At 70.4% G+C, this 13,931-nt stretch carries 11 protein-coding genes; 3 read left to right on the top strand and 8 right to left on the bottom strand.

The features are described from left to right. Nucleotides 1-5: 5 nt before the first annotated feature. From alaS to AC3RJ6_RS12470, 4 genes are all read right to left on the bottom strand, one after another. On the bottom strand, nt 6-2,663 hold the full coding sequence (gene alaS / locus AC3RJ6_RS12485) for an alanine--tRNA ligase (RefSeq protein ID WP_491427396.1): 2,658 nt from the start codon (nt 2,661-2,663) through the stop codon (nt 6-8). 58 nt (nt 2,664-2,721) lie between these two features. After that, nucleotides 2,722-2,922 (bottom strand): hypothetical protein, encoded by a 201-nt coding sequence (locus AC3RJ6_RS12480; RefSeq protein WP_231430880.1) that lies wholly within the window; start codon nt 2,920-2,922, stop codon nt 2,722-2,724. A 142-nt stretch (nt 2,923-3,064) separates the two neighbouring features. Next, entirely contained in the window at nt 3,065-3,688 is a 624-nt protein-coding gene (rpsD, locus tag AC3RJ6_RS12475) for a 30S ribosomal protein S4 (protein WP_244853857.1), read from the bottom strand. A 231-nt stretch (nt 3,689-3,919) separates the two neighbouring features. Then, complete coding sequence (locus AC3RJ6_RS12470; protein ID WP_491427395.1) at nt 3,920-5,329, bottom strand: replication-associated recombination protein A; 1,410 nt, start codon at nt 5,327-5,329, stop codon at nt 3,920-3,922. Between the two features lie 158 nt (nt 5,330-5,487). Between AC3RJ6_RS12470 and AC3RJ6_RS12465 the strand changes: the two genes are divergently transcribed. From AC3RJ6_RS12465 to AC3RJ6_RS12455, 3 genes are all read left to right on the top strand, one after another. Further along, on the top strand, nt 5,488-6,267 hold the full coding sequence (locus AC3RJ6_RS12465; protein ID WP_491427394.1) for a peptidylprolyl isomerase: 780 nt from the start codon (nt 5,488-5,490) through the stop codon (nt 6,265-6,267). Between the two features lie 119 nt (nt 6,268-6,386). Next, nucleotides 6,387-7,619 carry a DUF349 domain-containing protein gene (locus AC3RJ6_RS12460; RefSeq protein WP_491427393.1) on the top strand — a complete coding sequence of 411 codons (1,233 nt, stop codon included), beginning with the start codon at nt 6,387-6,389 and terminating at the stop codon, nt 7,617-7,619. A 95-nt stretch (nt 7,620-7,714) separates the two neighbouring features. Then, nucleotides 7,715-8,335, top strand: a complete 621-nt coding sequence (locus tag AC3RJ6_RS12455) for a type IV toxin-antitoxin system AbiEi family antitoxin (RefSeq protein ID WP_491427392.1) — start codon at nt 7,715-7,717, stop codon at nt 8,333-8,335. Here AC3RJ6_RS12455 and AC3RJ6_RS12450 read toward each other — a convergent pair. From AC3RJ6_RS12450 to yajC, 4 genes are all read right to left on the bottom strand, one after another. Next, on the bottom strand, nt 8,322-10,574 hold the full coding sequence (locus AC3RJ6_RS12450; protein WP_491427391.1) for a RelA/SpoT family protein: 2,253 nt from the start codon (nt 10,572-10,574) through the stop codon (nt 8,322-8,324). The two genes, AC3RJ6_RS12455 and AC3RJ6_RS12450, sit on opposite strands and share 14 nt — an antisense overlap. Before the next feature lie 76 nt (nt 10,575-10,650). Further along, nucleotides 10,651-11,670, bottom strand: coding sequence for a protein translocase subunit SecF (secF, locus tag AC3RJ6_RS12445; protein ID WP_491427390.1), 1,020 nt, complete (start codon nt 11,668-11,670; stop codon nt 10,651-10,653). Then, nucleotides 11,670-13,292, bottom strand: a complete 1,623-nt coding sequence (gene secD / locus AC3RJ6_RS12440) for a protein translocase subunit SecD (RefSeq protein WP_491427799.1) — start codon at nt 13,290-13,292, stop codon at nt 11,670-11,672. Before secD ends, secF begins: the two co-directional genes overlap by 1 nt. Nucleotides 13,293-13,483: 191 nt before the next feature. Then, nucleotides 13,484-13,894: a preprotein translocase subunit YajC gene (gene yajC, locus AC3RJ6_RS12435; RefSeq protein WP_491427389.1), complete on the bottom strand. Its 411-nt coding sequence runs from the start codon at nt 13,892-13,894 to the stop codon at nt 13,484-13,486. Between the last annotated feature and the right edge of the window lie 37 nt (nt 13,895-13,931).

Raw genomic sequence — 13,931 nt, 5'->3', positions numbered from 1 at the left:
CTCGTCTACCCGCCGAGCCCGCGGCGCACGGCCTCGAGGGCCGCGGGGATCGCCGAGAGGTCGCTGCCGCCGCCCTGGGCGAGGTCGGGCTTGCCGCCGCCACCGCCGCCGAGCGCGGCTGCGGCCGCCTTCGCGAGGGCGCCCGCGTTCGCACCGTGCTCGCGCGCACCCGGCGTCGTCGCGACGATCGTGAGCGGCTTGCCGCCCACCTCGCCCGCGAGGGCGACGACCGCGTCGACGTCGCCGAGCTGCGCACGCACCGAGAGCGCGAGCGACCGCAGCTCGTCGCCCGAGCCGAGCTCGCCGGCCGGCTCGGCCACGAGCAGCACGTCGCCGACCCGCACGGCCTTGGCCGCGAGCGCCGGCACGCGGTCGTTGAGCGCCTTCGCCTCGAAGGCCTGGATGCGCTTCTCGGCCGCCTTGAGGCTCGTCACGAGCTCGCCGACGCGGTCGACGAGCTGCTCGGGGCGGGTCTTCAGGGTCGAGGTGAGCTCGGTCACGAGCGCGCGCTCGGCCGCGAACCTCCGGAACGCCTCGAGGCCGACGAGCGACTCGACGCGTCGGTTCGACGCGCCGACCGACGACTCGCCGACGATGTTGATCATGCCGATCTCGGCGCTCGTGGCGACGTGCGTACCCGCGCACAGCTCGCGCGACCACGGTCCGCCGATGTCGACGACGCGCACGACGTCGCCGTACTTCTCACCGAACAGCGCCATCGCGCCGAGCGACTTCGCCTCGTCGAGCGGCATCTCCCGCGTGACCACCTGCAGGTTGTCGCGGATCGCCGAGTTCGAGATCTCCTCGATCTCGCTGCGGGTCTCGGCCGAGAGCGCCGAGTTCCAGCCGTAGTCGAGACGCAGGTAGCCCGCCTTGTTGAACGAGCCCGACTGGTGGGCGTTCGGGCCGAGCACCTGACGCAGCGCGGCGTGCACGATGTGGGTGCCCGAGTGCGCCTGCGTGGCGCCGCGGCGGTAGTCCTCGTCGACGAGGCTCGTCGCGCGCTCCCCCACGCCGACCTCGCCGGAGGTCACCTTGACGGTGTGGCTGATGAGGCCCTTGACGGGCTTCTGCACGTCGAGCACCTCGAGCTCGAAGCCGTCGCCGACGATGCGCCCCTGGTCGGGGGCCTGGCCGCCGGACTCGGCGTAGAGCGCGGTCTCCGCGAGGATGACCTCGGCGGTCTGCCCCGCCACCGCCCGCTGGACGGGTCGGCCGTCGACGAGCAGGCCGAGCACGCTCGACTCGGTCGCGAGCTCGGTGTAGCCCGTGAAGACGGTCTCGCCCTTCGCGCGGAAGTCCGCGTAGACCGAGAGGTCGGCGAGCACCTTCTTCTTCGACTTCGCGTCGGCCTTCGCGCGCGTGCGCTGCGCCGTCATGAGCTCGTCGAACGCCGCCCGGTCGACCGCGAGGCCGGCCTCCTCGGCCATCTCGAGCGTGAGCTCGATCGGGAACCCGTAGGTGTCGTGCAGGAGGAAGGCGGTGTCGCCCGCGAGCTCATCGCGACCGGCATCCTTCGTCTTCTCGACGGCGAGGTCGAGGATCGAGGTGCCCGCCGAGAGCGTGCGCAGGAAGGTCTCCTCCTCGCCGAGCGCGAGCTGCTCGATGTGGGCGTAGTCGCGCGCGACCTCGGGGTACGCCGACTTCATCGCGTCGCGGGATGCCGCGAAGAGCTCGCGGAAGGTCGGCCCCTCGACGCCGAGCAGGCGCATCGCACGGATGCTGCGGCGCAGGAGCCGGCGCAGGATGTACCCGCGGCCCTCGTTCGACGGGCTGACGCCGTCGCTCATGAGCATGAGCGCGGAGCGGATGTGGTCGGCGATGACGCGCATGCGCACGTCGTCCTCGTGATCGGCGCCGTATCGGCGGCCGGAGAGCTCGGAGGCCTTGTCGAGCACCGGCCGCACCTGGTCGATCTCGTACATGTTGTCGACGCCCTGCTTGATGAACGCGACGCGCTCGAGGCCCATGCCGGTGTCGATGTTCTTCTTCGGCAGCTCTTTGACGATGCGGAAGTCGGTCTTCGAGACGACGTCGTCGATGAGGTACTGCATGAACACGAGGTTCCAGATCTCGACGTAGCGGTCGTCGTCGGTCGCCGGTCCGCCGTCGACGCCGTACGCGGGCCCCCGGTCGAAGAAGATCTCGGAGCAGGGCCCGGCCGGGCCGGGCTGCCCGGTGTGCCAGTAGTTCGTGTCCTTGCCGAGGCGCTGGATGCGCTCGTCGGGCAGGCCCGCGACGCGCTTCCAGATCTCGATCGCCTCGTCGTCGTCCTCGTAGACGGTGACCCAGAGGTCGTTCGGGTCGAAGCCGTAGCCGCCGTCGGACTCGGGCGTGGTGAGCAGCTCCCACGCCATCGAGATGGCGCCCTCCTTGAAGTAGTCGCCGAACGAGAAGTTGCCGTTCATCTGGAAGAACGTGCCGTGCCGCGGCGTCTTGCCGACCTCTTCGATGTCGTTCGTGCGGATGCACTTCTGCACGCTCGTGGCCCGCGGGTACGGCGCGGGGACGATCCCGGTCAGGTACGGCACGAACGGCACCATGCCGGCGACCGTGAAGAGCAGCGTCGGGTCGTCGGAGACGAGCGAGGCCGAGGGCACCACGGTGTGGCCGCGCTCGGCGAAGAAGTCCAGCCAGCGCTGGCGGATGTCGGCAGTCTGCATGGTTCCGTTCTGGGGTTCGTGCCCGGTCGTCGGGCCGGAAAGCGGTCGGGGTGGCGGCTCAGCGCTCGGCGGCGGGGCCCGCCTCGGCGCGCAGCTCGGCGTCGCGAGCGTGGTAGCCCTCGGCGATCGCGTGACCGAACGCGCGGGCCTTCGCGTCGATCGACTCGAAGAAGTCGCGGCCCTGCTTGGTCTGGTTGACCTGGTGCGCGACCACGAATCCGGCCGCGACGCCGACGGTGAACCACAGAATGCTCTTCACGGGTGCTCCCTGTTCGATCTCTCGCCGGCGCCGTGGCGCTCGGCACGCCTCGGATCAGTCTAGTGGCGCGCGGGGACCCGCCCGCCGAAGACGGAACAGGGGCCGCGGGAAACCCCGCGACCCCTGTTCGGTGCAGTCTGCGTCAGCGAGCCGCGTAGTACTCGACGACGAGCTGGACGTCACAGGTCACGGGGACCTCGGCGCGCTTCGGGCGACGGACGAGCTTGGCCTGGAGCTTGTCGAGCTCGACCTCGAGGTAGCCCGGGACCTTGGGCAGCACGTCGGCGTGACCGCCGGCGGCGGCGACCTGGAAGGGCTCGGTGCCCTCGCTGCGGGTCTTCACGTGCACGAGCTGGCCCGGCTTCACGCGGAACGAGGGGCGGTCGACGAGCTGGCCGTCGACGAGGATGTGGCGGTGCACGACGAACTGGCGGGCCTGCGAGATGGTGCGGGCGAAGCCGGCGCGCAGCACGAGCGCGTCGAGGCGCATCTCGAGCAGCTCGACCAGGTTCTCACCGGTCTGGCCGTCGATGCGCTTGGCCTCGTTGTACGCGATGCGGAGCTGCTTCTCGCGGATGCCGTACTGGGCGCGCAGGCGCTGCTTCTCGCGCAGACGCACGGCGTAGTCGCTGTCGGCCTTGCGCTTGGTGCGGCCGTGCTCACCAGGAGCGTAGGGGCGCTTCTCCATGTAGCGGGCGGCCTTCGGGGTGAGGGCGACGCCGAGCGCGCGGGAGAGGCGGGTCTTGCTGCGGGAACGGTTCGACACGAATGTCCTTTCGGAAGAATCTCAAGTGAAACCCGCGGTGCGATCGTGCACCGCGGATCTGTGTCAGAGGGATTCGCCAGGGGCCGATCGGCTACAGATCGCACCCACTCGCCGGTGATCCTCTCGCAGCCGCGCTCGAGGATCTGGCTTCAGGCCAGCGACCATGCTATCACGCCGAGCAGGCGACGCCCGTGCAGCGCGGCTCGCGGGGATCGGCCGACCGATGGGCGCTCACCGGTCGCCCCGCACGATGCGCCGCAGCTTCGCGAGCCGCGCCGACACCTCGCGTTCGTTGCCGTGCTCGGTCGGCTCGTAGTAGACGGCCCCGCGCAGCGTGTCGGGCAGGTACTGCTGCGCGACGACGCCGATCGCCTCGTCGTGCGGATACCGGTAGCCCTTGCCGTGGCCGAGCCGCTTCGCACCCGGGTAGTGCGCGTCACGCAGGTGCTTCGGCACGCGGCCCGCCTTGCCCGCGCGGACGTCGGCGATGGCCTGGTCGATGCCGAGGTAGGCGGCGTTCGACTTCGGTGCGGTCGCGAGGTGCACGACCGCCTGCGCGAGCGGGATGCGACCCTCGGGCATGCCGATGTACTGCACGGCGTCGGCGGCGGCGACCGCGACGCCGAGCGCCTGCGGATCGGCGAGTCCGATGTCTTCGGACGCGAGCACGATGATGCGGCGGGCGATGAACCGCGGGTCCTCTCCGGCCTCGATCATGCGCGCGAGGTAGTGCAGCGCCGCGTCGACGTCGCTGCCGCGCACCGACTTGATGAAGGCGCTGATGACGTCGTAGTGCTCATCGCCGTTGCGGTCGTAGCGCAGGAGCGCACGGTCGACGGCGCGCGCCACCACGTCGGCGGTGATCACCGGAGGGGATGCCTCGACGCCCGTGTCGCCGGCTTCGGCGTCGCCGTCCTCGTCGTCGTCGGCGGTCCCGACGGCGGTGTCCGTCTCGCCGGCCGCGGCGGCCGCGGAGATCGCCGAGGCCTCGAGCGCGGTCAGCGCGCGTCGTGCGTCGCCCGAGGCGAGCCTCACGATCGCCGCGCGACCCTCGGGATCGAGCGCGACCTTGCCCGCGAGACCGCGAGGGTCGGCGACGGCCCGGTCGACGAGCACGCCCAGGTCGTCGTCGCTCAGCAGTTCGAGCGTCAGGAGGAGCGAGCGGGACAGCAGCGGCGAGATGACCGAGAACGAGGGGTTCTCGGTCGTCGCGGCGACGAGGATCACCCACCCGTTCTCGACGCCCGGGAGCAGCGCGTCCTGCTGGGCCTTCGTGAACCGGTGGATCTCATCGAGGAACAGCACGGTCGAGATGCCGTAGAGGTCGCGACTGGCCTGCGCCTCCTCCATCACCTGGCGCACGTCGCGCACGCCGGCGGTGACCGCCGAGAGCTCGACGAACTTTCGACCGGAGGATCGGGCGATGGCCTGGGCGAGGGTCGTCTTGCCCGTGCCCGGCGGCCCCCAGAGGATCACCGAGACCGATCCGCTCTCGCCCGTGCGGTCGCCCGCGAGCGCGACGAGCGGCGAACCGGGCGTGAGCAGATGGCGCTGCCCGGCCACCTCGTCGAGGCTCGTCGGGCGCATGCGCACCGCGAGCGGGGTCGCGCCCGCGCGCAGCCCCGGGCCGGAATCCACCATGCGATCAAGCGTAGCCGCGGCATCCGACACCGCCTTCTGCGCCCGCTGCGCAGCGCGGCGATTGGTGCGCGCACGGGGGCTCAAGTACAGTCGGCTCGCAGCAGCAGTGCTCACCGGCAGGCGCAGGCCCGACGGGAGCGGCCCGAGAAGGAGCAGGCGTGGCATCGAACGACCGTCAGGCGCGCGAGGAACGCGCGCGCCTGCGCACCTACCAGGCCCGGCAGGAAGTCCACGCCGGCAAGCAGCGGCGCCGCACGCGCGACAACATCATCGCGGGCATCGCCCTCGTCGTCGTGCTCGCGCTCGCGGTCGGGGCGCAGCTCCTCTTCTTCAACGGCGGACCCGGCAGCCCCGAGCCCGAGGCATCCGCCACGCCCACGCCGTCGGCCGCCGCCGGCGAGAACCAGGGCGACGTGCCGTCGGCCGACCTCGCCGAGGACCGCACCTGGACGGGCACGCTCACGCTCAACGACATCCCGCTCGGCGTCGAGCTCGACGGCGCGGCCGCACCGCAGGCCGTCTCGAGCGAGATCAGCCTCATCCAGGACGGCTTCTACGACGACGTCAGCTGCCACCGCCTCACGAAGGACTCGATCTGGGTGCTGCAGTGCGGCGACCCGAACGGCGACGGCAGCGGCGGCCCCGGCTACAGCTACGGCCCCGTCGAGAACGCGCCCGCCGACGGCGTCTACCCCGCGGGCACGATCGCGATGGCCCGCCAGTCGGGCAACGCCTACAGCCAGGGCAGCCAGTTCTTCATCGTGTACGAGGACTCGACGATCCCCGCCGACGCCGCGGGCGGCTACACCGTGGTCGGCACCGTGACGAGCGGGCTCGACGAGCTGCGCTCGGGCATCACCGACGCCGGGCCCGCCGACGGGGCCTCCGACGGCGCCCCGACCGTGCCCACGACGATCACCTCGTTCACGATCGAGTGAGCACGGCGCCGCTCGCGAGCGGTGCAATAGGCTTGACAGCACATCGCCGTCGATGGACGGCATGTCGACTGCACATCGCCGCCGCTGGCGGCATCCGACCTACGACACAGGGTGAGGCCGTGACCGAATCAGATCAGCAACCGTGGGGCCGCGTCGACGAGACGGGCACCGTCTTCGTCCGCACGAGCGACGGCGAACGCGAGGTCGGCCAGTACCCCGATGCCACGCCCGAGGAGGCCCTCGCGTACTTCGAGCGCAAGTACGCCGACCTCGCCGGACAGGTGACCCTGCTCGAGCAGCGGGTCCGCCGCGGTGCGCCGGCCGCCGATGTCGCGAAGGCCGTCGCCGCGCTCCGCGAGTCGGTCGCGGGCGCCCACGCCGTCGGCGACCTCGACTCCCTGTCGCGCCGCCTCGAGGCGTTGTCGGGCACCGCGAAGGAGCTCACCGAGCAGCAGCAGGCCGAGGCGAAGGCCGCGATCGGCGAGGCGATCGTCGAGCGCACCCGCATCGTCGAGCAGGCCGAGAAGCTCGCCGCACAGGACCCGGCCAAGACCCAGTGGAAGCAGACGTCGGCCGAGCTCGACGCGCTCTTCGCGAGCTGGCAGCGCCACCAGCAGGAGGGCCCGCGACTGCCGAAGGGCGACGCGAACGACCTCTGGAAGCGCTTCCGCGCCGCGCGCTCGACGATCGAGCAGCACCGCAAGGCGTTCTTCGCCGAACTGGATGCGACGCATCGCGACGTCCGCGCGCGCAAGCAGCGGCTCATCGAGCGGGCCGAGGCGCTCGCCCCGCGCGGTGCCGACGCCGTCGGCGACTACCGGAGCCTGCTCGACGAGTGGAAGCAGGCGGGCCGCGCCGGCAAGAAGCTCGACGACCAGCTCTGGGCCCGCTTCAAGGCAGCCGGCGACGTGCTCTTCGACGCGAAGGCCGAGATCGACGCCAAGGAGGACGAGGCGTACCGGGCGAACCTCGACGAGAAGCTCAAGCTCCTCACCGAGGCCGAGGTGCTCCTGAAGGAGACCGACCCGAAGCCCGCCCGCCAGGCGCTCAACCGCATCCAGCGCCAGTGGGACGAGATCGGCCGGGTCCCCCGCGACCAGGTGCGCCCCATCGAGGACCGGCTGCGCAAGGTCGAGAACCACGTCCGATCGCTCGAGGACGAGCGCTGGCAGCGCGAGGACCCCGAGAAGAAGGCGCGATCGGAGGGCATGCTCGGTCAGCTGCAGGACGCGATCGAGAAGCTCGAGGCCGAGCTCGCCGCGGCCGAGGCCGCCGGCGACCAGAAGGCCGCCGCCGCCGCGCGGGAGGCGCTCGACGCCCGCAAGGCCTGGCTCAAGGCCGTCGGCGGCTGAGGCCGCCCCTCCCCGACAACCGCACCGGATCGGCCGTTCTCCACAGGACGGCCGATTCGGCGTTCCAGGGTGTCCCGATGCCGCAGCATGAGGTCATGGCCCGACTTCCCGCGGTACTCGGCACCGACGATCTCCCGCTGGCCGAGCTGTGCGCGGCTCGCCTCGACGGCGAGCTGTTCCCGATCGACGACGTGTGGGCGCCGATCGACGCACCCGACCTGCCGGCCCTGCGGGCTGCGGCCGTCGCGCGACGGGCACCGCGTGCGCTCATCGTCGAGCGCCTGTCGGCGGCCTGGGTGCACGACGCGCTCGACGTTCCGCCCCGCGTCGCGCAGTTCTGCGTCCCGCACCGCGCCAGGGTGGCGGTCGTCGCCGCGCGGGCCGCGGTCGTGCGCGAGGTGACGATCGACGACGACGAGATCACGTACTTCGACGGGGTCGCCTGCACCGACGTGGCGCGCACGGCCTTCGACCTGCTTCGCGACGCGACGCTCGACGACGCGACCGTCGAGCCCGTGCTCGCGCGGCTGATCGATTCGCTCCCCGCCGTGACGGCGAGCCTGCACGAGCGCCTCTCCAACGCGATCCGGCTCCCCCATCGCGCGCTCGCACTCGGCAGGCTCGGTCGCGCCGAGACGGCGGTGCGGGTCGAGGCGACGGTGCGCGCCGAGTACGAACGGCTCGGCGCCGACGGCCAGGGGCTCAGCCGTCGCTGACGCGATAGACGTCGTAGACCGCGTCGATCCGCCGCACGGCGTTCAGCACGCGATCGAGGTGCGTCGTGTCGCCCATCTCGAAGACGAACCGGCTGAGCGCCAGCCGGTCGGTCGACGTGGACACGTTCGCCGAGAGGATGTTCACGTGGTGCTCGGAGAGCACGCGCGTCACATCCGAGAGCAGGCCCGACCGGTCGAGCGCCTCGATCTGGATCTGCACGAGGAACACGCTCTTCGAGCTCGGCGCCCACTCGACGTCGATCATGCGCTCGGGCTCGCGCATGAGGGACTGCACGTTGTGGCAGTTCGCCTGGTGCACCGACACACCGGCGCCCCTCGTGATGAACCCCACGATCTCGTCGCCCGGCACGGGCGTGCAGCATCGCGCGAGCTTCACGAGGATGTCGGGGGCGCCGCGCACGAGCACGCCCGAGTCGGAGTGCCGCGGCAGCGGGCGCGAGCGCGCGGGCAGCGGCAGGTCGGGCTCGTCGACGTCGTCGATGTCGCGGACGAGCGACACGACCTTCTCGAGCACCGACTGCGTCGAGACGTGCCCCTCGCCGACCGCGGCGTAGAGCGACGAGACGTCGTCGTAGTGCAGCTGCGCGGCGACCTCGGCGAACGACTCCTGGCTCATGAGCTTCTGCAGCGGCAGGTTCTGCTTGCGCATCGCGCGGGCGATCGCGTCGCGACCCTGCTCGATCGCCTCGTCGCGTCGTTCCTTCGTGAACCACTGGCGGATCTTGTTGCGCGCCCTGGGGCTCTTGACGAAGCCGAGCCAGTCTTTGCTCGGGCCGGAGTCGGGGTTCTTCGAGGTGAAGACCTCGACGACGTCGCCGCTCGAGAGCTCGCTCTCGAGCGGAACGAGCCGCCCGTTGACCTTGGCGCCCATCGTGCGGTGGCCGACCTCGGTGTGCACCGCGTACGCGAAGTCGACCGGAGTCGCGCCCGACGGCAGCCCGATCACGCGCCCCTTCGGCGTGAAGACGTAGACCTCCTTCGCGCCGATCTCGAACCGCAGCGAGTCGAGGAACTCCCCCGGGTCGGCCGTCTCGGCCTGCCAGTCGGAGATGTGCGCGAGCCAGGCCATGTCGGTCTCGTTCGCGAGGGCGGGGCCGCCGGCGGAACGGCCGGTCGTCTGCTCCTTGTACTTCCAGTGGGCGGCGACGCCGTACTCGGCGCGCTGGTGCATGTCGTGCGTGCGGATCTGGATCTCGACCGCGCGGCCCTTCGGCCCGATCACGGTCGTGTGCAGCGACTGGTAGAGGTTGAACTTCGGCGTCGCGATGTAGTCCTTGAACCGCCCGGGCAGCGGCGTCCACCGGGCGTGGATCGCACCGAGCACCGCATAGCAGTCGCGCACCGAGTTGACGAGCACCCGGATGCCGACGAGGTCGTAGATCTCGTCGAAGTCGCGGCCGCGCACGATCATCTTCTGGTAGATCGAGTAGTACTGCTTCGGGCGCCCGACCACCTTGCCGCGGATCTTCGCGGCCTTGAGGTCGTCGTTCACGAGGTCGATGACGTTCTGCACGAACTCCTCGCGCTGCGGCGTGCGCTGCTTCACGAGGCTCTCGATCTCGGCGTAGAGCTTCGGGTAGAGCACCGCGAACGAGAGGTCCTCGAGCTCCCACTTGATCGCCTGGATGCCGAGCCGGTGCGCGAGCGGCGCGTAGATCTCGAGCGTCTCGGTCGCCTTCTTGGCGGCCTTCTCGGCCGGCACGAACCCCCAGGTGCGTGCGTTGTGCAGGCGGTCGGCGAGCTTGATGATGAGCACCCGGATGTCCTTCGACATCGCGACGATCATCTTGCGCACCGTCTCGGCCTGGGTCGAGTCGCCGTACTTGACCTTGTCGAGCTTGGTGACGCCGTCGACGAGCATCGCGATCTCGTCACCGAAGTCGGCGCGCACCTCGTCGAGGGTGTACGCCGTGTCCTCGACCGTGTCGTGCAGCAGCGCGGCGGCCACCGTCTTGGAGCCGATGCCGAGATCCGCGAGGATCTGCGCCACCGCGATCGGATGCGTGATGTAGGGCTCGCCGCTCTTGCGCTTCTGGCCCTCGTGCGCCCGGTCGGCGACCGTGTAGGCGCGTTCGATGAGCGCGACGTCGGCCTTCGGATGGTGCATGCGCACCGTGCGGATGAGCGTGTCGACCGCGCCCGACGGCTGTGCCTTGGAGAAGATCCGTGGCACGAGACGGCGCAGCGACGCCGTCGAATTGACCCCGGTCTCCGTCACCCGCGCACCTCCAGAACTCAATTATCACCGCTCCGGAGGGCGTGGCGTGCACGAGCGTGCACGCCGGGGGCGAACGTCATGCGCTCGGCAGTGCCTCGGCCGTGCTCGTCGACGCCCCGGCGCGCTCGCGCTCCTTCAGCACCTTCTGGTCGTGACGCTTGATCTCGGGCTCGCCCTCGCGCAGGAGCGAGTAGAGCGGGGCCGCGAGGAACACCGTCGACCAGGTGCCGACGAGGATGCCGATGAGCAGCGCGAGCGAGATGTCGCGCAGCGTGTCCGCACCCAGCACGCCGGCGCCGATGAAGAGGATCGACGCGACCGGGAGGGCCGCCACGACGCTCGTGTTGATCGAGCGCACGAGGGTCTGGTTGACCGCGAGGTTCACCGACTCGGCGAAGGTGCGCCGCGACTCCTGGCCGTCTTCAGCGGTGTTCTCGCGGATCTTGTCGAACACGACGACCGTGTCGTAGAGCGAGTAGCTGAGGATCGTGAGGATACCGATCATGGCCGCGGGGCTGATCTCGAACCCGACCGCCGCGTAGAGCCCCGTCGTGATCACGAGGTCGGCCATGAGCGCGAGGATCGCGGCGAGCGACATCTTCCAGGTGCGGAAGTAGAGCGCCATGACGAGCGCGGCGAGCAGCACGAAGGCGATGAGGCCGACGACGGCCTGGCGGGTGACGTCGGCGCCCCAGCTCGGGCCCACGAACGAGGTCGTGACCTCGGACTCGGGCACGTCGTACGCCTCCGCCAGCGCCGAGGCGACCTCGTGCGACTCGTCCTGCGAGAGCTGGTCGGTCTGCACGCGCACGCCGACGTCGCCGACGATGGTGACCTTGGTGGTCGCGTCGGGCACGACCGACTCGACCGCGTCGATCGCGGGCTGCGCCGTCGCGTCTTCGACGCCGGAGATCTGGAACTGCGACCCGCCGCGGAACTCGATGCTGAAGTGCACACCGGTCAGGAGCGGGATCACCACCGAGAGCAGCACGATCACGCCGGCGATCGTGAACCACTTCTTGCGGCCGCCGACGAAGTTGAACGAGCGCTTGCCGGTGTAGAGGTCGTTGCCGAAGGTCGTGAGACGGTTCGCCATCAGGACTCCTCCCCCTCGTTCTTGGTATCGCCGGCGCCGACGGCGGCCGCCTTGCGCTCGGCGATGGTCTGCCGGCGCTGCGCCTCCTTCGCGCTCGAGGCGGCCTTCTTGGCGGGCACGGCGGTGGGCTTGCGGAACTCGGCACGGCCGCGGTACACGGCGCCGAGGGCGTTCGGGTCGAGGCCCGACCACGGGTTGCCGCTCGAGAAGAACCTCGTCTGCGCGAGCAGCTGCAGCATCGGGTGCGTGAACAGGATCACGATCACGACGTCGATGATCGTCGTGAGGCCGAGGGTGTAGGCGAAGCCCTTCACGCTGCCGACCGCGAGGATGAACAGCACGATCGCCGCGAGCAGGTTGACGCCCTTCGAGGCGAGGATCGTGCGGAACGCCCGCTTCCATCCGGCCTCGACGGCGCCGACGAGCGGACGTCCGTCGCGCAGTTCGTCGCGCACGCGTTCGAAGTACACGATGAACGAGTCGGCCGTGAAGCCGATCGCGACGATGAGGCCCGCGATGCCCGCGAGCGAGAGGCGGTAGCCCTCGCGCCACGAGAGGATCGTGATCGTCAGGTAGGTGATGAGGGCCGCGATCATGAGCGACGCGATCGTCACCGAGCCGAGCGCGCGGTACTGGAAGAGCGTGTAGATCACGACCAGGATGAGGCCGATGAGGCCGGCGATCAGGCCCGACTCGAGCTGCGAGGTGCCGAGCGTCGCCGAGATGGTGTCGGACGACTGCACCGTGAAGCTGATCGGCAGCGCGCCGAACTTGAGCTGGTCGGCGAGGGCCTTCGACGACTCCTGCGAGAAGCTGCCCGTGATCTGCGGACGACCGTCGGTGATCGCGCCGTTCATCGCCGGCGCCGTCAGCACGGCGCCGTCGAGCACGAACGCGAACTGGTCGCGCGGCGTCTGCCCCGAGAGGGCGAAGAGCCGGGTGCTGACCTTCGCGAACTCCTCGGTGCCCTTCTCGTCGAAGACGATGTTGACGGCCCACTGGCCGGTCGAGGCACCGGTCTGCGTCGTGACCATGCCGTTCGTGGCGTCGACGATGTTCTCGCCGCTCGCCTCGACCGGACCGAGCAGGTACTTCGCAGTGCGGGTCTCGTCGCACGTGACGAGCGGCTCGTCGGCCGGGGCCACGCTCGCATCGACCTCGTCCATCTGCGAGCAGTCGAACGAGTCGAACTCGGCCTGCAGTGCGGGCGTGATCCACGCGGGGTCGCTGCCGTCGGTCGGCACCGCGGTCGGCGTCGACTCGAGCTCCTCGGCCGGGGCCTCGGTCGGCGACGGGCTCTCGCTCGGGTCGATCGTCTGGTTCGTCGCGGCGTCGGCGAGCAGCACGGCGCGCAGCTCGAGCTTGGCGGACTGCTCGATGCGGGCGCGCGTCTGGTCGTCGAGCTCACCGGGGATGCGAACGACGATGTTCTGGCCCTCGGTGTTGATCTCGGCCTCGGCGACACCCGACGCGTCGACGCGCTGGCGGATGATCGAGACGGCCTGGTCGAGCTGCTCCTGCGAAGCGGTGTCACCGGTCTCGAGCTTCGGCGCGAGGATGATCTGCGTGCCGCCCTCGAGGTCGAGCGCGAGTTTCGGCGTCCAGGAGCCACCGCCCCACATCACGCCTGCGGCGTTGATGCCGAACAGGAGGGCGATGATGACACCCAGCCAGATGAGTGATCGCCAGGCCTTGCGGACGGGCGTCGGCCGGGATGACCGCTTCGATGGTGCAGCCACGTGTTCTGCTTTCTCTGCAGGAGCCCGCGCGACATCGCACGGGCCCAGCCTCAGGGTGAATCCGAGTCGCTCGACTACTTGGTGTCGGGCTTCTCGTCGTTGTTCGACTGGTCGGTGCTCGTCGAGTCGGCCGGGGTCTCATCGGCCGGGGCCTCGGAGACCCGCTCGCCGAACTCCGGCTCGCCGTCGGCGACCGCCGGCGTCTCGTCGGCGTCGGCGGTCGGCTCGACCACACGTGCGATCGTCTGGCGGTGCACCGTCAGGATCGTGCCCGGCGACGTCTCGAGCAGCACCTGGTTCTCGTCCTCGTCGATCGAGAGGATGGTGCCGAACACGCCGAAGTTCGTCATCACCTGCGCACCGGGCTGGACCTTCGCCTGCATCTCCTTCGCGTCGGCCTGTCGCTTGCGCGAGTTGCGGAACATGAAGAAGATCAGGACCGCCAGGACGGCGAGCATGATGATGGTGATCGGATCGAACGTCATGAGGGTGAGATACCTTCCGGGGTGCGCGTTGCGCACG

The sequence above is a fragment of the Agromyces cucurbitae genome, from assembly GCF_058349945.1.
This window is presented reverse-complemented; position numbering and strand designations above follow the sequence as displayed.